Origin of the sequence: Streptomyces sp. NPDC047315 (genome assembly GCF_040643215.1) — a bacterium.
Lineage (GTDB): Bacteria > Actinomycetota > Actinomycetes > Streptomycetales > Streptomycetaceae > Streptomyces.
Genome location: NZ_JBEYTZ010000025.1, coordinates 36,582 through 55,736, shown reverse-complemented (window position 1 = coordinate 55,736; position 19,155 = coordinate 36,582). Strand labels below are relative to the sequence as shown.

General features: G+C 72.4%; 17 protein-coding genes. 9 read left to right on the top strand and 8 right to left on the bottom strand.

Annotation, left to right across the window (positions count from 1 at the left end):
• The first annotated feature begins 12 nt into the window (after positions 1-12).
• Complete coding sequence (locus ABZ842_RS26675; RefSeq protein ID WP_361541666.1) at positions 13-951, top strand: CorA family divalent cation transporter; 939 nt, start codon at positions 13-15, stop codon at positions 949-951.
• 39 nt (positions 952-990) lie between these two features.
• On the opposite strand, the gene tgmB is transcribed toward ABZ842_RS26675, so the two are convergent.
• Both tgmB and tgmA read right to left on the bottom strand, forming a co-directional pair.
• On the bottom strand, positions 991-1,920 hold the full coding sequence (gene tgmB / locus ABZ842_RS26670; protein ID WP_361541663.1) for an ATP-grasp ribosomal peptide maturase: 930 nt from the start codon (positions 1,918-1,920) through the stop codon (positions 991-993).
• 10 nt (positions 1,921-1,930) lie between these two features.
• Entirely contained in the window at positions 1,931-2,122 is a 192-nt protein-coding gene (tgmA, locus tag ABZ842_RS26665) for a putative ATP-grasp-modified RiPP (RefSeq protein WP_361541660.1), read from the bottom strand.
• Between the two features lie 448 nt (positions 2,123-2,570).
• On the opposite strand from tgmA, the gene ABZ842_RS26660 reads away from it, so the two are divergent.
• Positions 2,571-3,227, top strand: coding sequence for an HD domain-containing protein (locus ABZ842_RS26660; RefSeq protein WP_361541657.1), 657 nt, complete (start codon positions 2,571-2,573; stop codon positions 3,225-3,227).
• A 31-nt stretch (positions 3,228-3,258) separates the two neighbouring features.
• Here the strand turns inward: ABZ842_RS26660 and ABZ842_RS26655 are convergent, their stop codons facing one another.
• The 5 genes from ABZ842_RS26655 to ABZ842_RS26635 all read right to left on the bottom strand — a co-directional run bounded on the left by ABZ842_RS26655 (position 3,259) and on the right by ABZ842_RS26635 (position 10,423).
• Complete coding sequence (locus ABZ842_RS26655) at positions 3,259-4,254, bottom strand: phosphotransferase (protein ID WP_361541654.1); 996 nt, start codon at positions 4,252-4,254, stop codon at positions 3,259-3,261.
• A 226-nt stretch (positions 4,255-4,480) separates the two neighbouring features.
• Positions 4,481-5,686 carry a type III PLP-dependent enzyme gene (locus ABZ842_RS26650; RefSeq protein ID WP_361541651.1) on the bottom strand — a complete coding sequence of 402 codons (1,206 nt, stop codon included), beginning with the start codon at positions 5,684-5,686 and terminating at the stop codon, positions 4,481-4,483.
• Complete coding sequence (locus tag ABZ842_RS26645) at positions 5,683-7,449, bottom strand: IucA/IucC family protein (protein ID WP_361541648.1); 1,767 nt, start codon at positions 7,447-7,449, stop codon at positions 5,683-5,685. Before ABZ842_RS26645 ends, ABZ842_RS26650 begins: the two co-directional genes overlap by 4 nt.
• Positions 7,446-9,164, bottom strand: a complete 1,719-nt coding sequence (locus tag ABZ842_RS26640; protein WP_361541897.1) for an IucA/IucC family protein — start codon at positions 9,162-9,164, stop codon at positions 7,446-7,448. The genes ABZ842_RS26645 and ABZ842_RS26640 overlap by 4 nt, the downstream gene beginning before the upstream one ends.
• 38 nt (positions 9,165-9,202) lie before the next feature.
• On the bottom strand, positions 9,203-10,423 hold the full coding sequence (locus ABZ842_RS26635; RefSeq protein ID WP_361541645.1) for an ATP-grasp domain-containing protein: 1,221 nt from the start codon (positions 10,421-10,423) through the stop codon (positions 9,203-9,205).
• A 415-nt stretch (positions 10,424-10,838) separates the two neighbouring features.
• On the opposite strand from ABZ842_RS26635, the gene ABZ842_RS26630 reads away from it, so the two are divergent.
• The 5 genes from ABZ842_RS26630 to ABZ842_RS26610 all read left to right on the top strand — a co-directional run bounded on the left by ABZ842_RS26630 (position 10,839) and on the right by ABZ842_RS26610 (position 15,414).
• Positions 10,839-11,699: a (2Fe-2S)-binding protein gene (locus ABZ842_RS26630; protein WP_361541642.1), complete on the top strand. Its 861-nt coding sequence runs from the start codon at positions 10,839-10,841 to the stop codon at positions 11,697-11,699.
• 64 nt (positions 11,700-11,763) lie between these two features.
• The gene (locus ABZ842_RS26625) at positions 11,764-12,975 is read left to right on the top strand and encodes a cation:proton antiporter (RefSeq protein WP_361541639.1); all 1,212 of its coding nucleotides are present in this window, start codon (positions 11,764-11,766) and stop codon (positions 12,973-12,975) included.
• A gap of 150 nt (positions 12,976-13,125) precedes the next feature.
• Positions 13,126-14,247 (top strand): serine hydrolase domain-containing protein, encoded by a 1,122-nt coding sequence (locus tag ABZ842_RS26620; protein ID WP_361541636.1) that lies wholly within the window; start codon positions 13,126-13,128, stop codon positions 14,245-14,247.
• A gap of 109 nt (positions 14,248-14,356) precedes the next feature.
• Entirely contained in the window at positions 14,357-14,596 is a 240-nt protein-coding gene (locus ABZ842_RS26615; RefSeq protein WP_361541633.1) for a DUF6296 family protein, read from the top strand.
• Between the two features lie 80 nt (positions 14,597-14,676).
• Positions 14,677-15,414: a DUF2470 domain-containing protein gene (locus ABZ842_RS26610; protein ID WP_361541630.1), complete on the top strand. Its 738-nt coding sequence runs from the start codon at positions 14,677-14,679 to the stop codon at positions 15,412-15,414.
• 151 nt (positions 15,415-15,565) lie between these two features.
• Here ABZ842_RS26610 and ABZ842_RS26605 read toward each other — a convergent pair whose 3' ends face one another.
• Positions 15,566-16,009: an SPW repeat protein gene (locus ABZ842_RS26605; RefSeq protein WP_361541627.1), complete on the bottom strand. Its 444-nt coding sequence runs from the start codon at positions 16,007-16,009 to the stop codon at positions 15,566-15,568.
• A 333-nt stretch (positions 16,010-16,342) separates the two neighbouring features.
• On the opposite strand from ABZ842_RS26605, the gene ABZ842_RS26600 reads away from it, so the two are divergent.
• Complete coding sequence (locus tag ABZ842_RS26600) at positions 16,343-16,792, top strand: hypothetical protein (RefSeq protein WP_361541624.1); 450 nt, start codon at positions 16,343-16,345, stop codon at positions 16,790-16,792.
• Positions 16,793-17,013: 221 nt separating this feature from the next.
• On the top strand, positions 17,014-19,119 hold the full coding sequence (locus tag ABZ842_RS26595; protein ID WP_361541894.1) for an NB-ARC domain-containing protein: 2,106 nt from the start codon (positions 17,014-17,016) through the stop codon (positions 19,117-19,119).
• Positions 19,120-19,155 lie beyond the last annotated feature (36 nt).

The window sequence follows — 19,155 nt, the reverse complement described above, 5'->3', positions numbered from 1 at the left end:
GAGAGCCAAGAGATGCCCAACAACGGACGCATGACGGGGACGTACGAAGTGGCGAGTCTGCGCAAGCACTGGATGCAGGTGCCGGCCGGTGACGCGGCGGCGCTGGCGAAGGCGGAGCGGGCGACCGGCGTCGACTTCGCCGCCGCCGGCGACCGGGTGTGGGAGGGCGACACCTTCGTCTACCTCCCGATCGCGATCAACGTGCGCAGCGGTACGACGGTGCGCCGGGAACGGCTCGTCTTCGCCCTCGGCGACGACGTGCTGGTCACCCTGCAACCCGAGGTGCCCTTCCCGCCGTTCGACAAGGCCCTCGCCCGGCTGCGTCGACTGCCCCACCTCGCGCAGAGCGCACACGGAGTGATGTACGCACTGCTGTACGCGCTCAACGAGGCGCAGGAGCGGGTCATCGACTACGCCAGCGACGCACTGGAGGCGATGAGCGACGAGATCACGCTGGCGACGGACGGCTACGACGACCGGGGCAGGGAGATCGGCGTCGGCAACATGCAGGACACCATCGCCCGGATGAACTCCGCGGAGGAGATCGTCTCCCGGTCGCAGGAGTCGCAACTCCTGCTCGCCCGCGCGGCCCGCCACCTGCGGGCGGAGGCCGAGGGCCGCACCCCGGCGCTCGCGCCGCTGATCGACGTGTTGATCGACGACATCAACGGAGTGAAGGAGCACGCGAGCTACGAGCACGACAAGGTCCGCTACCTCCAGCAGTCGATCATGACGTCGCTCGACGTGAAGCAGAACCAGATCGTCAAGGTGTTCACGATCATCACGGCGGTCTTCCTGCCGCCGACGCTGATCGCGACCTTCTACGGGATGAACTTCACGAACATGCCGGAGCTGACGTGGAAGCACGGCTTCCTGGTGACGACGCTCCTCACGTTCGTCGCGGCGTTGATCCCGCTGTGGTACATCCGCCGCCGCGGCTGGCTGCGGTAGGACGGCGGCCGGGGCGGGGGTGCGGACCCGTCCCGGCCGTCACTCCTGGGGACAGCTCAGCCAGCGCGCCACCGCTTCGGCGACCGGCTGCTCCGTCTCCAACTCGACGAAGCCGAACTGGCCGCCCTGGTTGCACTCCAGGAACCACCAGGTGCCCTCGGCGTCCTCGGCGAAGTCGAAGGCGCCGTAGGCGAGCTGGGCCGACTCCTTGTACGCCAGCACGGCGCGCCGCACGCGCTCCGGCACCTCGACGGCGTGCCAGTGGTGTCCGGTCTGCCCGTAGCGACCGTCGACCTGGCCCGGCTCCGCGAGCTTGCGCGCGGCGAAGAGTTCGTCGCCGACGCCGGTGAGCCGGATGTCCGCCCGCTTCGCGATGTACCGCTGGAGCAGGGTGGGCCCCGCGGCCACGTTGGTGAAGTCCGCGTCCGAGGGGACGAGCGTGGTGGGCAGCGCCATCGGAGGGTCGCTCGGCGGCTTGCCCGACACCGCCTTCACCACGACGTGCCGGTACTGGTCGGCGAACTGCCGTGCGACCTGGGGGTAGGTCGTGATCACGGTCGCGGGCACCGGGAACCCGCTCTCGTGCGCGATGCGCAGCTGCCACGGCTTCAACCGCGCCCGGGCAGCCGCACCGGGTTCGTTCATCCAGCGGGCCCGCGTGCTGTGCAGCATGCCGTACAGCGCCTGTCCGCTCTCCGCGGTCAGCCACGCGGACGGCTCGGCCGCGTGCGCAGCGGGCTCGCCGGGCCTGCGCACCCAGACGGCGCGCAGGCTGTCCATGCTGACCACACGCCCGCCCGTGGACAGATAGCCGCGGAATTCGCCCCGTACGTACTCGGCGGATAGCGCGCCCTCCTCCGGGAGGTCCGCCGGGTCGAACCGGACCAGGGGAACGCCCCTCCGGTGGAGTTGCGCCACCACCATGTCCGCGGTCACGTCCTGCTCGCTGGTGAGGATCAGCACCGTCATCTGTGGGGGATCAGTCGTCGAAGTGAGTCGCGGAACCTGCTGTCGAGGTGGTGGTGCCGACCGCCGCCAGCAGCGCCCGGTCCATGATGGCGGGACGGCCGTCCGGGAGGACGTTCAGCTGAAGGGCGGAGTCGTACGAGTACTGGTCGACGACTGGTGACAGCTCGGCCGGACGTGCGTAGTTCCACGCGAACGGTTTCATGCTTTTCTCCCTGCCCCGCACGGGACTGTTCTCGGGCCACTACGTGACCGCGTAAGGAGCAATACGTGGCGGTGATGTAGCCAGTTCATTACATAACGTTATATTGCGGAAAAAGCTTGCCGCCGGACGCCCACCCGACTCCACGATCACCCACTGAACGACGAACGCGACCGCGCGAACGAGCCGTTGGCGTTTTCCCGGCACCTATCAAGACGCTTGAAGCCGCAATTCCGTGCACCGGAATGGAGAGTGACCTCCGTCACCATCCGCCCCTCCGGCACCACTGACCACGATCACCCCGGTAATCGCTTGTGCACCTCCCTCGATGGTGAACACAGCGTGATGGAGCGTTTCTCTTCGGTGAGTTCCACCGTTCCGCGACTTCATGCCCGCGCAATGATGGAGTGCCACCGTCATCCGACAGACGGCAGGATCGTAGGGAAAGGCTGTGAACGCAGTGACGGACGACCATCCCGCGGTCGCGGGCGTGCACGTACCAGACACCAGGCTCGCACAGGAGGCGACCGAACTCGTACGGGAGACGACCAGTTCCCTCGTCTACGACCATTCTCGGCGGGTCTACTTCTTCGGCGCCCTCCAGGGCCGCCACCGGGGGCTCTCCTTCGACCCCGAACTGCTCTACATCGGGGCGATGTTCCACGACCTGGGGCTCGACGAACGCTTCCGCGACAGCGGTCGTCGATTCGAGGTGGACGGCGCCGACGAGGCCCGGAGGTTTCTCCAAAGCCATCAGGTGCCCGAGGACGGCATCCGTCGGGTGTGGACCGCCATCGCCCTGCACACCACGCCAGGCATTCCCGAGTTCATGGAGCCCGAGGTGGCGCTCGTGACGGCGGGCGTCGAGTACGACGTACTCGGGATCGGTTTCTCGGACATCTCCGCCACTGATCGTGCCGAGATCGTCACTCTCCATCCACGTCCGGACTTCAAACGGCGCATCCTCCAGGCGTTCACCGACGGCATCAGCCCGAAACCCGAGACGACTTTCGGAAATGTGAAGGCGGACGTGTTGGACCACTTCGTGCCCGGTTTCGAGCGGGGGGATTTCGTGCGGACGATCCTGGACTCCCCGTGGCCGGAGTGAGCCGGCCACGGGGTTCGTTCCCGACGCGCGGTCAGGCGGCGAGCCGTCGCACGGTGTCGAGGAACCCGTCCCACGCCTGCTCCAGGTCGGGCGTGGCGGCGTGCGGGGAGCGGAACCAGCCGAGGAACGCGTCGACGTCCTCCAGGTCCCACCGCAGCCGGTAGAGCGCCAGCGCCGACGGGTCGGGCGCACGTCCCGTCAGTTCCTCGTAGCGGGCCAGGTCGTCCGGCCCGTCGGCCACCAGCCACAGATCGCGCTCGGGCACGGCCAGCCCCACCGTGTCCCAGTCGAGCAGCAGTTGCCGGCCCCGGTGCCACAGGAGGTTCCCGGGGTGCGGCTCGCCGTGGGTCACCACCAGCGCCGCGCCCCGGCCGCTCACTTCGGCCCTGAGCGCGTCGAACTCGTCGAGCCGTCGACGCAGCCCCGCGGCGTGCCGGATCGTCGCCTCGCGAGCCGGCTCGGACCAGGGGCCGCCGCTCCACGGCCCGGCCACGGCCGCCAGGTTCTCCTCCAGCCGCTCCCGCGCCGACAACTGCGGCGGAATGACGCGGGTGACGGCAGGGGGGTGCACGGCGTGCAGGGCGGCCAGCGTCTCAAGGGTGCGGGCCCGCTCCGAGGGGGCGAGGCGCTGGCCGAAGTCGCCACTGCTGCCGCTCGCGTACGGGAAGACGCTCAGCGCGTACCGCTCCCCCAGCCGGCGCACGCTCCGGCCGTCGGCGGTGCTCAGGGGCGCGAGCACGAAGCCGCCGTCCTCGAAACCGAGGCCGTCGCGGTCCTTGAGCCGTACCGCGGTGTCCATGGCGCGGCGCAGCCCCTGCCAGGCCGCGTCCGCCCCTATCCCGCAGTGATTCTTGTCCGTCAGGTCCGACAGCGTGACGAACCACCGTCCGCCGGTGGTGTCCTTCGCCGTCCAGTGGTAGTCGCCGAAGCCGACGGGCGCGTACGCGAGGTCCGCGGCGTCGATCTCCCAGGCCGCCAGGGCCGCTCGCACATCGGATTCGTCGATTCCGTCCGGCTGATCCTTCATGTCGGGACGCTAACCCAGACCGCCCCGGCGGGGCATGCCGATAAATCGGGACGGCGCCCTGGGGCTAGGGCGCTTCTTACGGATCTTGCTGGGCTCGCGTGCCCTGGCACCGCGCCTCTCCGCGTTGTCGTCGGTCGCCGACACTCCGCGTCGACTCCCTCCTCCGCCTTGAGATCCACGGCACCAGACCCCGCTCCCTCACCCAGCCTGATCCGTAAGAAGCGCCCTACTGCCGCGGGAGGTAGTGGAACCGGGGCTTGGGGTGCATCAGGAAGTCGTGGTGGGAGATGTTCCAGGCGTAGGCGCCCGCCAGGGCGAAGACGACCCGGTCCCCCGCCCGCAGGCCGGGCGCGGGCACCCGGCGCGCCAGTACGTCCTTCGGGGTGCACAGTTGACCGACGAAGGTGACGGGTTCGCCGTCCGCGGCGGCGGGCCGCGGCCAGGGGTGGGGCCAGTCGTCGACTGCGAGCACGGCGCACGGCTGGTCGTGGCCCTTGGTCGCGGGGGTCCGCAGGTGGTGCGTGCCGCCGCGGAGCACCGCGAAGGTCTCGCCGTGGCTGCGCTTGACGTCCAGGACGTCGGTGGCGTACCAGCCGCTGTACGCGGTCACGGCCCGGCCCGGCTCGATCCCGAGCACGGTCTTGGGGTGCTCGTCGGCGAGGTCCGCGAGGCCGGCGCCGAACGCCGCCCAGTCGAAGTGCTCGGTGGGGCGCGCGTAGTCGACGGCCATGCCGCCGCCGATGTTGACCTCCGGCAGGGCCACCCGGTGGCGGGCGGCGAGCGCGGCCGACCAGGCGACGATCTGCCGCGCCAGGTCCAGTTGCTGGGGTGCCGTCAGTCCGCTGGCGAGGTGGGCGTGGATCCCGTGCCACCGCAGGCCGGGGTGGCTGCCGTCGGTGAGCCGGCGCAGCAGGGCGTCCGCATCGCCGGGGTCGATCCCGAACGGCGATGGCCGTCCGCCCATCGCCAGGGCGGTGCTGGCGGGCAGCCCGCCGGCGACCGGCAGGTTGATCCGCAGCAGCACCCCGACAGGGGGTGCGCCCGGCGCCGCGTTGGCACGTGCCAGCGCCGCGAGGACGCACAACTCGTGCGCGCTCTCGACGTGGAAGCGCGCCACCTGGCGGCGGAGCGCCGTCGCGATCTCCGCGGGCGTCTTGCCGGGCCCGCCGAAGGTCAGCGGCAGGCCCGGCACGACCTCGCTGACGTGGTCGACCTCGCCGCCCGACGAGACCTCGTAGCCGTCGACGTGGGGCGCGAGGGCGGCCAGGACGCGGGGGTCCGGGTTGGCCTTGACCGCGTACAGGAACTCGGCCCGCCCGCCCAGGCAGCCGCGGATGTGGGCGGCGTGTCCGCGCAGCGCGTCGAGGTCGTGGACGTACGCGGGCAACTGCTCGTCGGGCAGGGCGCGGACGAGGTCGGGCACGGCGGTCATCGAGGGCTCCGGTCGACGCGGGCGGGGGCGGGGGCGCGGACGGTGGACAGGAGGTCCTCGGCCAGCGGCGAGGGCAGCCGGACGTATCCGGCGTCCCGGTCGGCCGAGCGCTCCCAGCGGGTCAGCAAGTTGGCCTTGGCCGGCAGCGGCACGCCGGCCAGCAGGGCGCGCAGCCGGGGCGGGCAGCCGTGTTCGTCGGCGTACTGCCGGATGGTGTGCCGCACCTGGGACCACAGCGCCGCCTCACTGTGCGGATGCAGGTCGGCGAGCGCCGCCAGCACCTCGGCGACGTGGTTGACCAGCAGGCAGTACACGACCCGGTCCCAGCCGTGCCCGGCGTCGTAGGTCATGGGTCGGGCGACGTCGGGCGGCAGCGCGGCGAGCGCTTCGGCGTGGTGCTCCGGCAGGAGCTTGGTGCCCTCCAGGTCGCGGAAGAGGATCTGCGCGGGGTGGCCGTCGTCTCCGACGCCGACGACGACGTTCTGGAGATGGGGTTCGAGGACCAGTCCGTGGTCGAAGTAGGCGGCCAGGACGGGCGGGACGAGCAGGGAGAGGTAGGCGCGCCACCAGGCGAGGGCCGCGGCGGGGTCGGCGGCGGGCCCGAGGCGGGAGACGTGGCCGGGCCCGGTCGGGTACTCGTCGGCGACGGAGGCGGCGAGCAGCGGGGTGACGCCGGGCCGCAGCCGGGCGGCGAGCCCTTCGCGCACGATCACGCCGAGCCCTTCCAGCAGGGCGGTGTCCGTGCGGCCTGCCGCGTCCACGGCGCGCAGGCTGCGGTAGGCGGGTTCGCGCAGCACTGCGGCGCCGGGGAAGCGGGCGGCCAGGTCGGCGAGGGCCGGGGCGAGGATCCGGGTCAGGGCGACAGCGCCGGAGAGTTCGTAGAAGGCGTTCTTGCGCAGGCAGTTGGTGATGCGGACGTTGAGGCTGAACTTCAGGAAGGTGTCGCCGTCGTAGAGGGTGCGGACGGAAGCGGTGGGGGTGAAGCGGCGGTGGCCGGTGCCGAGGTCGAGCACGTCGCCGCGCTCCAGCAGGGGTCGCAGGGCGGTGCGCAGGTGTTCGTACTGCCAGGGGTGGGCCGGCAGGATCCGATAGCCGGGGGGCGCGGCGGCGAGCCGGTCGAGGGCGGCGGTGGCGCCGGGTTCGGCGGCCTCCTCGGCCACCAGGTGGGCGCGCACCGCGAGCAGCCGCAGCGGGAAGGACACGCCGGCGGCGGGGGCGTACGCGGTCCAGGCGGCGGGGTCGCCGGAGTGGGACTTGGGTGTGGGGTGGAAGCGGTGGCCGAGGGCGAGGGACTGTTCGGACGCGAGGTAGCAGGCCAGTCGGTCGCCGGGCGGGGCGGCCCGGGCGGTGCCGCGCGCCGCGGCGTCCAGTGCGGCGCTCACCCCCCGGTGGCTGGCGGTGACCTGGGCGAGGAACTCCTCGTTGCGGGTGCCGGTGCGCAGGGTCAGCTCGGCGTGCGTGTGCTCGGCGAGGCGGCGCCACCCCACCTCGTACCAGCCGTCGTCGCGCTGTTCGGTGACGGGGCCGGTGAAGCGGTGGGCGCCCAGCAGGGAGGTGCGGCGCAGCGCCACCCGCAGCAGCACTCCCAGGCGCGGCAGCCGCAGCAGCAACTGCCCGTCGATCACGGCGGTCTGGCGCTCGGGGCCGCACACCTCGCGCAGCAGGCAGTTCAGCAGGGTGTGGGTGACGGCCTCCGCGGCGGTGGGCGGCTGCGTCGGCGGGCCGGCGAAGGGGGCGGGTTGGTCGGCGGTGGTGCCGGTCATCGCTCGTCGCTCCCCGGCAGCAGGTAGTTGGGGCCCGTGGTGTAGTGCTTGTTGATGTCCAAGGCGCCTGATCTCTCTTTGGCGAGCAGGGTGCCCGCGGTGACCATCGCCTTGACGGGCAGGTGGGCGGCGTCCAGGACGTGGGTGCGCAGCGCCGTGCGGGGTCCGGCGTCCAGGCGTGCCACGGCGTCGGCGAGCCGGTCGCGCACGAGGGCGAGCAGGGTGTTCAGGGGTGCGTGGCCGGTGCGGGCGAGGGCGAAGGCGAAGGCGCCCGCGCAGAGGTGGACGGTGATGGTGGTGAACAGGTCGATCAGGGCGCGGTCGTCGTCGACGACGATGCGCCGGTCGGCGAAGTCCGGCAGGGGTGCGCCGAGGGCGGCGCGCGCCCTGCCGGCGTGGATGCGGGGGCCGTCGTTGTCCTTGAACACCAGGCGCGGGCCGGCGCCGCCGAGGAGCAGGGTGACGTTCTGTTGGTGGGACTCCAGGGCGATGCCGTGGCCGAAGAGGGTCGTCTGCCAGTCGAAGAGCAGGGTGAGGACGGTGTCGAGGAGGGCGAGGACGTCGCCCCGGTGGTGGCGGTCGGCGAGGCGGTCGATGACGAGTCCGCCGCCGGGGGCGGGGGCGAGCAGGGCCGCGAGGGGGACCGCGGTCGACGTGGCGTCGGGGTCGGCGGGCTGGTGCCGGGCGAGGGCGGCGATGAGTTCGTGGTCGGCGTGGGCGTAGTGGGTCTCGTCGGCGAGGAGGACGACGCCCTGGAAGCGGGGTTCGCGGGCCACGACGGCGGCGAGGAGCCGCTGGACCGCCGCGCCGTCGGCGAGGGTGCCGGGTTTGATGGTGCGCCGGTTGAGCCGGCCGAGGGTGGCGGTCGCCAGGGGCAGCTTGAGGTGGACGGTGGGCCGGTCGGCCAGGGCGACGGTCCGCAGCGACAGGGTGGGGAAGACGTCGAGGTGGGGTCGCTTCGCGAGGTGGGCGCGGTCGGCGAGGCCGGTGGCGCGCAGCGCCTCGGTCAGGGGGCCGGTCGCGGTGAGCGGATGGACGGGCAGGGCGAGGTGGCTGGCGTCGAGGTGGTCGGGGAGGTCGACCTCGGAGGGCTTGGGCCAGCGCCAGGCGTCGGGACGCTGCTCGTCGGGGGTGCCGCTGAGGGCCACCGCGTCCCGGGGCAGGGCGAGCCATCGCAGCCGGAAGCAGGGGTGGAACTCGGGTGCGTACTCCCGTAGCTCCCCGCTGGTGAGGCCGGCGCGTCCGCGGGCCGTCGGATAGACCGGATGGTCCAGCCGGGCGGCGAGGGCGTCGAAGGCGAGGCTGGCGCCGGGGCCGTTCCAGCGGGCCGGGTCGGCTCCGTACCGCGTGACGAGGTCCCGGTGCACGGCGTCGGTGGTCCGCGTCTGTTGCCGGGCGGCGGCGGTCGCCTCGCGGCACTCCTGGGCGAAGGCGTCGTAGCCGGCGCGGTCGCGGGGGTCGGCGAGGGCCCGCAGGGCGTGCAGCACCTCGTCGCAGCCGGTGAGTACCGTGCCGTCGGACTCCCGGCGCAGCAGTGGCAGCCGGGCCTCTTCGTGGTGTTGGAAGCCGGGTTCGGTGCGGCGCACCGGCAGCAGCAGGGCGTCGTCGTCGGTCGGCAGGCGCAGCCAGGTCCCGTCGGGCAGGTCCACCCGGGTGGTGCGGCTGCGCAGTCCGGCGGCGTCCTCGCGCAGCAGGGCGCTGAGCGCGTTCAGCATGACGGTGCCGTCGGTCACGGGGTGGTCTGCCAGCTCCGTCACGGGGTGATCTCCCAGCTCTGTCGGGCCAGGAAGTCGGTCACCGCGCGGTCGACGGACGTCTGGTTGCGGCCGGTGGCCCGGAGGATGCCGAGGAAGTCGCGGTTGGTGCGGTACAGGTCGTGGCGTTCGCCCACGGCGCGCGTCGGACGGTACGTCAGCGTCACGTCGCCCACGGTCAGATCGGCCGGGCCGGGGGCGGCGGTGAGGGTGCCCGCGCGGTCGGCCAGGGGGTAGTCGAGACGGGCCGCGCCGTCGGTGCGTGCGCCGAGGTCGACGGGGAGCGGCTGCCCGAGGTGGGTGCGTAGGACGAGGTCGAACAGGGGTACGCCCAGGAGGTCGGCGAGCAGCAGGTCGCACTGGTCTCCGATGGCCCGGTAGTTGACCTCGATGATCCGGGCTTCGCCCCGGTGCACCACGAACTCGGTGTGGCAGGCCCCGAAGCCGACGCCGAGGGCGTCGAGGGCGGCCAGGACCTGGGCGACCACCGGTTCGGGGAGTCGGGGAACGTAGGTGAGGCGCTCTTCGATGAAGTACGGCAGCGGGGAGAGGTCGGTGCGAAAGCCGCCGAGGACATGGAGGCGGCGGCCGTCGCCGACGGTCTCCAGGGTGTGCAGTTCGCCGGGCAGGTACTCCTCGACGACGAGGGCGGCGCCGGGGCGGCGGGCCCGGACCTCGGCGCTGCGGCGCACCAGTTCCGCGCGGTCGCGGACGTGTACGACGTCCTCGCTGGCGACGCCTTCGCGCGGTTTGAGCACGGCGGGGCAGGGGACGTCGACGAGGGTCGCGGGGTCCTGGCCGGGCGCGATCTCCAGGCTGCGCACGGTCGGGCTTGCGGCGGCGGCCAGTCGGCGGCGCATCTCCGCCTTGTCCTTGGTGCGCAGTGCGGCGCGCCAGTCCTTGGCGGGCAGGTCGAAGTAGGCGGCGGCCAGCGCGGTCGACGTCTGGAGGTGGTCGCTGTTGCTGAAGACGGCGGCGGGGGCGCGGTGGGCGGAGATGCGGCTGATGACGGCGTGCGGGTCGCGGACGTCGCACGTGAGGGCCTCAAGGTCCGGGTGGCGTTCGCGGTGCGCGTCCGGCTGGTCGGTGAGGAGGATCGTTCGCAGGCCCAGCCGCTCGGCGGCGGGGAGGAAGCCCTCGGACACCGAGTCGGTGGGGTTGAGGGCGAGGACGTACAGCTGTCGGGCGGGGGCCGACTGCGTACTCTGCATGGTCTGCATGGGTGAATTACTTCCGCGCGCACATTCGCTGGGCATGGGGGTCGACCGGTGTCGGTCCGATGGCCGGGAGGTCCGGCGCCGTGCCGCTGCGGGCACGGCGGCCGTGGGTGGCACGGCCTTCGGTGCGGACACGCCGGAGATCGACCCGGTCGCGGTGGATCATCACGGCGGAGCTTAGGTTAGGCATGCCTAAACATGCCAATTGGGCGCGCCGCACCCCGAGTTCGCGCATGATAGGACGATGTGGTTAAGGTGAGCCTTACCTTCTCCCCCGCGTTCCGTACGCCGTTCGGGCGCGTCCGTCACGCCGCGTCGTCACCCTGGACGCGTCGTCACCCCCGTGGCTGCGTCACCGCGTCGCCGCTTTGTACCCGCCGCCCCGACGGCTCCCCCTGGTTCCACCCGAGGAGTACCCGTGCTACTGGCCCCGGCGCCCGCACCTGCCGGAGCTGCCCTCAGCTGCTCCACCCTGCTCACCGCGTCCTACCGGCGCCTCGCCACCCATGTGACGACCCGACACATCGAGGTCGCCCCGCCCTGCTCGCCGGCGGGCCGGGGCTGGACGAGCGGCGCCGAACTGGCGTACCAACCGGCCCTGCTGGAAGCCTTCTTGGCGGCGGAAGCCGAACGCATCGAGGAGCGGTACGCCCATGCGGCCCGGCCCGACGTGGTCGCGTCCCGGGCGCTGCACACCTGCCTGTGGGCGGCGTGCCTGCTGATCAGCGGGCCGTGGTACCTGGACGGCCGGGTGCCGCTGCTGCGCCCCGAAGACGTCCGCTTCGGCCACCGGCCCGGCGATCTCGCCGTGGTGCCGGGCGGCTTCGTCTGTCTACCGGAGGACCCCGCGGCCGGGCTGCCGGGCGTGCGGGTGGTCCCCGACCAGCAGTCGCTCGACCACGAACTGCGGGAGGCGGTCGCCTCGCACGTACGCCCCCTGCTGGCGGCGATGGGCCCGCACCTGCGCCGCGGGCCGCGGGCCCTGTGGGGCATGGTCGGGGACGACCTCGTCTCCGCCGTCTGGTACGCGGGCCGGGAGATGGGCGAGGAGGAGCGCGCGGTGGCCGCGGCGAGTCGGCTGCTGCCGGGACCGATAGCGCCCTACCTGGGCGGCGCGGACGTGCGGCGGCTGACGGGGCGTGACGGCCGTTCGCATCCGACGCGCACCCGGATGAGCTGCTGTCTCTTCTACACGATCCGGTCGGACCAAGCCTGCGGCACGTGCCCGCGGACCTGCGACGCCGAGCGGCTGCGCCGGCTGGAGGGCGACGCCCCCTGACCTCGTGGGGCAAACCCGGCTAGATATGGCCAGATTCCACCTTTTGGGTACTTACCATCTGGCCATGCACCCGGGAACGCTCATCCTCATCATGGCCGCCGCCGTGCTCGCGCCGGTGTTGGCTCAGGCGGCGGGCCGTTGGATCCGCGTTCCGCTGGTGATCTTCGAGATCCTGCTGGGCGTCCTCGTCGGCCCCGCCGTCCTCGGCTGGGCCCACCCCGACACCGTCGTCGACACGCTCTCGGACCTCGGCCTGGCGATGCTCATCTTCCTCGCCGGCTACGAGATCGAGTGGGGCGCCGTGCGCGGCGACACCCTGCGCCGCTCCCTGTGGGCCTGGCTGATCGCCCTGGTGCTGGGGATCGGGGTGGCCCTGGCACTGACCGCGGGCGACACGGCCCGCAGCGTCGTCATCGGGACCGCGCTCACCAGCACCGCCCTCGGCACGGTCCTGCCGGTGCTGCGCGACAGCGGCGATCTGAAGGGCCGGTTCGGGACGGTGATGCTGGCCTTCGGCGCGGTCGGCGAGTTCGGCCCGATCATCGCCATGGCGCTGCTGCTCAGCGGCCGACGGCCGGCCGAGTCCGTCGCGCTGTTGGCCGGGTTCGCCGTGATCACCGCGGCGGCGGTGCTGTGGGCGCTGCGGCCCCGCTCCCCGTGGTTCTCCCGGGTCGTCGCGAACACCCTGCACAGCAGCGGACAGTTCGCGGTGCGGTTCGTGATGCTGCTGCTGGTGTCCATGCTCGCGCTGGCGGCGGTCTTCGGGCTCGACACGCTCCTCGGCGCGTTCGCGGCGGGCGTGCTCACCCGGATCGTCCTCGACGGCGCGGCGCCGGACAGCGGCAAGGAGGTCCTCGGCCGGATCGAAGCGCTGGGCTTCGGCTTCCTGGTGCCGCTGTTCTTCGTGGTCACCGGGATCGAGTTCGACCTGGACGCGCTGCTCGACGGCGGCCGGCCGCTGGCGCTCCTCCCCCTCTTCCTGCTGCTGTTCCTCCTCGTACGGGGACTTCCGGTGTACGCGCTCGCACCGCGCGACCTCGGACGCACCGACCGGTGGGCGCTCACCCTGTACTCGGCGACCTGTCTGCCGCTCGTCGTCGCCATCACCGCCATCGGCCTGGACCGGCGGGTCATCTCGTCCGGCGAGGCGGCGGCGCTGGTGGGGGCCGCGATGGTGTCGGTGCTGGCGTTCCCTCTGCTGGCGCTGAGGCTACGGGCCGGGGAGGGCCGGGCGTCGCCGGCGGCGGCGAAGGGCACCGGCCCGGAAGCCTGGTGACGAAGCCCGGCGACGAGGGGCCCGAGCGGGCGGTCCCGCCGCGCCGCGGGTCACCCGCCCGCCGCCGCGCGCAATTGATCACGCGATCACCGATCCCTTTTGTCGGTGCCGACCGTCATCATGACGATCGAACGACGTGAGGAGATCCACATGAGCGACATCCAGCAGCAGGTGCAGCAGACCGTCGACCGCCTCGTGGCCTCGGACGCGGAGCGCGGCGTACAGGTTTCCGTGTACCACCGCGGAGACCTCGTGGTCGACGTGGCCTCGGGTGTCGCCGACCCCGCGACCGGTCGGGAGGTCACGCCGGCCACCGTCTTCTACAACTACTCGATCGGCAAGGCGGCCACGGCCACGGTCGTGCACGTGCTGGTGGAGCGCGGGCTGTTCTCGTACGACACCCCGGTGGCCGAGTTGTGGCCCGAGTTCGCCGCGCACGGCAAGGACGGGGTGACCGTGCGGCACGCCCTGAACCACACCGCGGGGGTGCCCGGCCTGCCGAGCACCACGACCGTGGCAGACGTCTGCGACTGGGACCGCATCTGCGCCGTCGTCGCCAATGAGAAGCCCTGGTGGGAGCCGGGCACCGCGACCGGGTACCACGCGTACACCTTCGGCTACGTCCTCGGCGAGGTGGCGCGCAGGGCGACCGGCAAGCCCGTGTCGCAGTTGCTTGCCGAGGATGTCGCCGCCCCCTTGGGCGTCGAGGGGGAGCTGTACTTCGGCGTCCCGGCCGCCGAGCAGGGTCGACTGGCCGTCCTGGAGGACGCGCCGGGCTCCGCGGAGGTGCTGGCCCAGCTCCCGGACGACCTGCCGATGTTCAAGGCCGGCCCCAGGTCGCTCCTCCCGACCGCCGAACTGGGCAACCGCCCCGACGTGCTCGCCGCGGACATCCCGGCGGGCGCGAAGACCTCGGCCCGCGCGATCGCCCGGATGTACGCGGCACTCCTCGGCCAGCTGCCGGGCGTTCGGCTGCTGGCGCCCGAGCGGCTGCGCGAGGCCACGGCCGTCTCCTTCGCCGGGCCCGACCAGGTCTTCGGCAACGACGCCGCGTGGGGCCTCGGATACGCCCTCGGCCTGCCCGAGCGCGCGGACACCGCGGGCAGCGTCTTCGGCATGGCCGGCGCCGGCGGCAGCTACGCCTTCGGCGACACGGCCAACGGAATCGCCTTCGCCCTGACGAAGAACCGGCTGACGATGGACTTCGCGGCCTTCGACGAGATCGCCTCGATCGTGTACGGCGCACTGGCGCCCGGCGAGCACGCGGCCTGACGCCGACCGCCGCGGGGCCCGGCGCGAAATCGCGCAGGTGGGGGCGGGCTGCACCACGCCTCCACCTGCGCGACCATGGAAGCGGGCGACCCCGCACCGAGGAGGCGCCATGGAGTCCGCAGAGGTCGCAGAGGTCTACGAACTCGTGTTCCGCGGGTCCGCCGTCGAGGACGACGTCGTGGTCGTCCGTCGCACCGAGCGCGCCGGGGCCGGCGGCCACCCCGTGTACGAGGACGACACCGGCATCGTGCGCGCCGAGATCAGCGCGCAGGGCGAGGTGCGCATGCTCGCCAGCGGCGGCCACCAGGCCCCCGGAATGCCCGTGACCGTACGCCCGCTGGCGGCTTGAGCCGCGCGGCGGGGTTGGCGACACACCGCAAGACAGATTAGGTTAGGCAAACCTAACCTCTCGATGGTGTGGAGTTCCGCATGCGCCTGTTCACCCCTCCCGTCGCCGCGCCGACGAGCGCCGAGCGGATCAGGACGATCCTGACGGCCGCCGATTCGATGACCGTCGTCACCGACGAGGGACGGGTGGACGTCTCGCGGCTCCAGGGCGCCGGCGGAGCGGAACGGATCCACCTCCACCCGACCGACGAGTGGGAAGCGGACCCCGAGCGCAGCGCGGACGCACCGTGCCCGGCGGGCGCGGAAGCCGTACGGGCCACGCTGGAGTTCACCGACGTCGCACCCACGCCCGTACGGGACCGGGTGCGGGCCCGGGTCGTACTGGCCGGCTGGCTGCTGCCCGGGTCGACCCACCAGGGCCCGGCGGGCAGCCGCTGCATGGAGTTCGGCCACGCCATGCTCGACCAGGGGGGCGAGCGGACGTCCGTCGGCCTGCGGGAGTTGATGGCGGCCGAGGCGGATCCGCTGGCCACGTGCGAGGCGGGGATGCTCACACACATGGCCGACGACCACGGCGACCTCGTCGACGTGTTGCTGCGCCTGGTGAAGCCGCGTCGGCTGCTCGGCGTGCGGCGGGCGCTGCCGGTGGCCGTCGACCGCTACGGGATCACCCTCCGACTGGAACACGCCCGCTCCCACGAGGACGTACGACTACCCTTCCCCGCACAGCTGTGGGAGCCGGACGAGGCGGGGGCGCGCATCCACGCACTGCTCGACGCGGCGCGCCGTCGCGCGCCGCGGAGCAAGTTCGCCGACTAGGTTCCCCTTGCGGATCTCGGGGCCCGCGCGGGCCGCTGACAGCGGCGCGCGGGCCGGTCCGCCTCCTTCGACGGGCCGGCCCACACCCTTCGCGGGTCCCTGGCGGGCGTGAACAGCCCGGCGGGAGTGCGCGATCAGGCGTCACACGACGTCAGGTGCGCTCCTTCCTACCGCTCTTCACCGCCGCCGCCGTGCAGGCCAACCCCAGCAGGAAGGTGAGGCCGCCCAGAACGGCGTTGGTCCAGATGACCCCCTTGTCGGGGTTCGTACCCACGACCCACGGCGCGATGATCATCCACGCGCCCATGACGCACATGGCCCAGCTGAGGCCGTACATCCGCTGTGGCATGACCGTGAACCCGAGCGCGAGCACCACGATCGCGACGCCCATGATCAGGTTGTGGGTCGCAAGAGCGGGCTGGCTGCTGGAGAAGTGGACTATCCACGGGGAAACCGCGCACGCCAGACCGACCAGGAACACCGGGCCGTCCACGAGCGCGACGTCGCGCCCTCCGAGCACGCGGGCATAGCGGTCCCGCATCTCTCCGATGTCGGGATGCCCCGCCAGATCTCCCCTGTGTGAGACGTCGGCCATACGACTCGCCTCCTCACTGTGCGCTGTACGTCTGACCGAACTGCGCGCCATTGAGCCGCGCATTTCCATTTTGCCCTTATCCGTTCCTTATGGGTAGGGATCTGGCGGAGAAAGGTCGTATGACTTCACGCCCGTGGACCCGCCGGCCCTCACCCTTCTGACGTACGTCGACCGACCGTCGGGTGACCTTCGACTCGCGCGGGGAAGTCGCTGGTCAGCGCCGGGGACACGGAGACGGCTCACCCGTGTGGCGCAACGGCCAGCAGTTGCGTTGCGTATACGCCCTTCACACGGTGAGCGAGAGAACGTCCCACCTCCGGAAGGAAGCCCCGTATGCGTCTCGCACCGGTGACCCGCGTGCTCGTGCCGTCAGCACTGTGCGCCGCCCTCGCCCTCACGACGGCCGGCACCGCCGCCGCGCTCGAAGCCCCGACGGCCGGGGCCCCCGCCGCCACCTCCGCGGCACCGACGCCCGATCAGGGCGCCACCCAGGACGTGGTGCGCGCGGACACGGTGGACGAATTCCTCGCCTCGCTCCAGAGCGCCATCAACGACCTGGCCGCCTCTTCGAAGGCCGACTCCGACGCCGTCGTCGCCGATGTGAACGCCGCCGTCGCCGATCTGCTCAGTAAGATCAACACTTCCTTGGCGAACGTCAACCTCCCGTCGTCGACCGCCACCCCGAGCGTCGGCGACGCGCCGGCACAGACCTCGGTGCCCGCACTGCCGGCAGTACCCTCGGTGACCGTGCCGAGCGTTCCGCCGCAGCCGCAGGTGCCGTGATTCCGTCACGGCGCCACACCGCCGGACCTCGCTGATCGTGCGGAGGCCGGGCCCGCGAGACCGGGCCCGGCCTCCGCACGAACAGCGGTGAACAGCGGTGACGCACCAGTGGCCGGAACCGTGCGCACCCGGTCGACAGGCAGTCGATTTCCCGCCGCATTCGGCAATTCGACGGGTCCGTGGATGGGCCAAGGGGGTACGAAGTGCGCAACAATGACCCCGTGTTGGGCAACCTTCCCGAGGAATCGACAAGTTTCGTCGGACGGAACTGGGAGCTGTTCCGGCTGGACCGGACGTTGCGGAAGCACCGTCTCGTCGCCCTCGTCGGCCCCGGCGGCGTGGGCAAGTCCCGATTGGCGCTGCGCGCCGCGCACATGGCGGTCGAGGGATTTCCCGACGGGGTGGCCTGGGCCGAGCTCTCCCCGCTGTACGGTGACCGGCTGCTGCTGGCCACCGTCTCCGACGCCTGCGACCTCTCCGACCACACCCCCCGGATGCCCGTCGACGCGCTGTGCGAGTGGCTCGCCCAAAAGAGCCTGCTGCTGGTGCTCGACTCCTGCGAGCACCTGGTCGACCCGTGCCGCGTGCTGGTCGGCGATCTGCTCACGGCGGCCCCCGGGCTGACCGTGCTCGCCACGTCCCGCCAGCCGCTGGGGCTGGACGACGAGCGGGTGATCCCTGTGGACCCCCTGCCGGTGAAGGGCCCGGACGCGCTGGAGCTGTTCGCCCAGCGCGTCGCAGCCGCCGGCGGCGTCGTGCCGCCGGCGCCGGGCCCGATCGCGGAGCTGACCGAACTCCCCCCCGAGGGCGGCTTCACCACCGGCGACGCGTACCAGGCCGCGCGGTGGATCTGCCAGCGGCTCGACGGCATTCCGCTGGCGCTGGAGTTGGCCGCGGCCCAGGCCGGCAAGTCCGGCATCGAGGAGGTCGCGGCGCGCCTCACCTCCCGCTTCGACGTCCTCGAAGCCACGGAGGACACCACCGTACGACCCGAGCGGCACCGGACCATGCGTACCGCGATCGGGTGGAGTCACGAGCTGTGCGCGCCACTCGAAAGGCTGTTGTGGGCCCGGCTCACGGTCTTCCGGGGCGACTTCGACGAGGCGTCCGCGCTGGCGGTGTGCTCGGGCGGGCCGTTGCCGTCCACCGAGATCGGGCCGCTGCTCGAACGGTTGGTGGACATGTGCGTCCTGCGGGTGATCAAGACGCCCGAGGGCGACGGCATCCGCTACCGGATGCTCGACACCATCCGGGAGTACGGCGCCATGTGGCTGCGGGCCCTGGAGGAGGACGCGGTCATGGCGCAGCGCCACGCCGAGCACTTCTTACGCTTCGCCGAGCGCGCCGACCGCGAGTGGCTGGGGCCCGAGCAGGCCCACTGGTACCGGAGGATCAGCGCCGTGCACACGGAACTGTGCGCGGCGCTCGATCATTTCCTGCGCACCGCCCCCGCACGGGCGCTGCGGCTGGCCGGGGTGGTCGGGTTCTTCTGGAGTTGCTGCGGTCATCTGCACGAGGCCCGGGACTATCTGGACCAGACCTTGAAGGCGCATCCGGAGCCGGGACCCGAACGGACCCGGGGGCTGTGGGCGCTCGGGGTCACCATCACCCTCCAGGGTGACTACGAGAGGGCGCAGCTCGCGAGCGACGACTGCACGCTCTCCGCCCACGAAGACGGGGCCCCGGAGGGCATCTTGGAGGCGGCCTACCTCTCCGGGCTGATCGCCCTGTTGACGGGGCGCCCGCAGACGGCGGGCGAGATGGCCGCGCACGCCGTGGGCAGGGCGATCGGCCGGCCGTTCGACTCCCCGGGTCGGCTGCGCTGCCACCTCGTCCAGGTCTTCGCCCTCACGGGTCTGCAACGGCTGGAGGAGGCGCGGGAGCTGGCGCTGTCCCTGCGCGCGGGCTGCGTGGACCGCGGGGAGTCGTGGACGCGTGCCTATCTGGACTACCAGCTCAGTCTGATCGCCCTGTTCTGCGGCAATCCGCACGACGCCGCGATCCATGCGCGCGCCATGCTCGAAGGCAAGCAGGGCATAGGGGACAACTTCGGCATCGCGCTGGGGCTCGACGCCCTCGCGGCGGCGATCGCCGCTGCCGGCGACGGCGAGCGCGTCGGTCAGGTGTACGGCACGGGGCAGGCGTTTTGGAGCACGGTCGGGCACCCGCAGCGGGGCACTCCGGAACTCCGCGCCGTCCGCGAGCAGTGCGAGCGCGCCGCCCGGGAGGGCGTCGGTGACGCGGCGTACGAGCGCGCCTTCCAGCAGGGCGCCAACTCCGATCTCGCCGCGGGGCTGAAGGCGGCCCTGGTCCCGCCGTCGGGGTGACGCCCCCGTAGCGGCGGCGGGACGCACGAGGGCGGT

Bases quoted from the DNA above. Each gene is read 5' to 3' on its own strand.
- ABZ842_RS26675 (WP_361541666.1), top strand. From the start codon at position 13: ATGCCCAACAACGGACGCATGACGGGGACGTACGAAGTGGCGAGTCTG.
- tgmB (WP_361541663.1), bottom strand. From the start codon at position 1,920: ATGACGGTGCTGATCCTCACCAGCGAGCAGGACGTGACCGCGGACATG.
- tgmA (WP_361541660.1), bottom strand. From the start codon at position 2,122: ATGAAACCGTTCGCGTGGAACTACGCACGTCCGGCCGAGCTGTCACCA.
- ABZ842_RS26655 (WP_361541654.1), bottom strand. From the start codon at position 4,254: ATGAAGGATCAGCCGGACGGAATCGACGAATCCGATGTGCGAGCGGCC.
- ABZ842_RS26650 (WP_361541651.1), bottom strand. From the start codon at position 5,686: ATGACCGCCGTGCCCGACCTCGTCCGCGCCCTGCCCGACGAGCAGTTG.
- ABZ842_RS26645 (WP_361541648.1), bottom strand. From the start codon at position 7,449: ATGACCGGCACCACCGCCGACCAACCCGCCCCCTTCGCCGGCCCGCCG.
- ABZ842_RS26640 (WP_361541897.1), bottom strand. From the start codon at position 9,164: ATGCTGAACGCGCTCAGCGCCCTGCTGCGCGAGGACGCCGCCGGACTG.
- ABZ842_RS26635 (WP_361541645.1), bottom strand. From the start codon at position 10,423: ATGCAGACCATGCAGAGTACGCAGTCGGCCCCCGCCCGACAGCTGTAC.
- ABZ842_RS26625 (WP_361541639.1), top strand. From the start codon at position 11,764: ATGCACCCGGGAACGCTCATCCTCATCATGGCCGCCGCCGTGCTCGCG.
- ABZ842_RS26620 (WP_361541636.1), top strand. From the start codon at position 13,126: ATGAGCGACATCCAGCAGCAGGTGCAGCAGACCGTCGACCGCCTCGTG.
- ABZ842_RS26615 (WP_361541633.1), top strand. From the start codon at position 14,357: ATGGAGTCCGCAGAGGTCGCAGAGGTCTACGAACTCGTGTTCCGCGGG.
- ABZ842_RS26610 (WP_361541630.1), top strand. From the start codon at position 14,677: ATGCGCCTGTTCACCCCTCCCGTCGCCGCGCCGACGAGCGCCGAGCGG.
- ABZ842_RS26605 (WP_361541627.1), bottom strand. From the start codon at position 16,009: ATGGCCGACGTCTCACACAGGGGAGATCTGGCGGGGCATCCCGACATC.
- ABZ842_RS26600 (WP_361541624.1), top strand. From the start codon at position 16,343: ATGCGTCTCGCACCGGTGACCCGCGTGCTCGTGCCGTCAGCACTGTGC.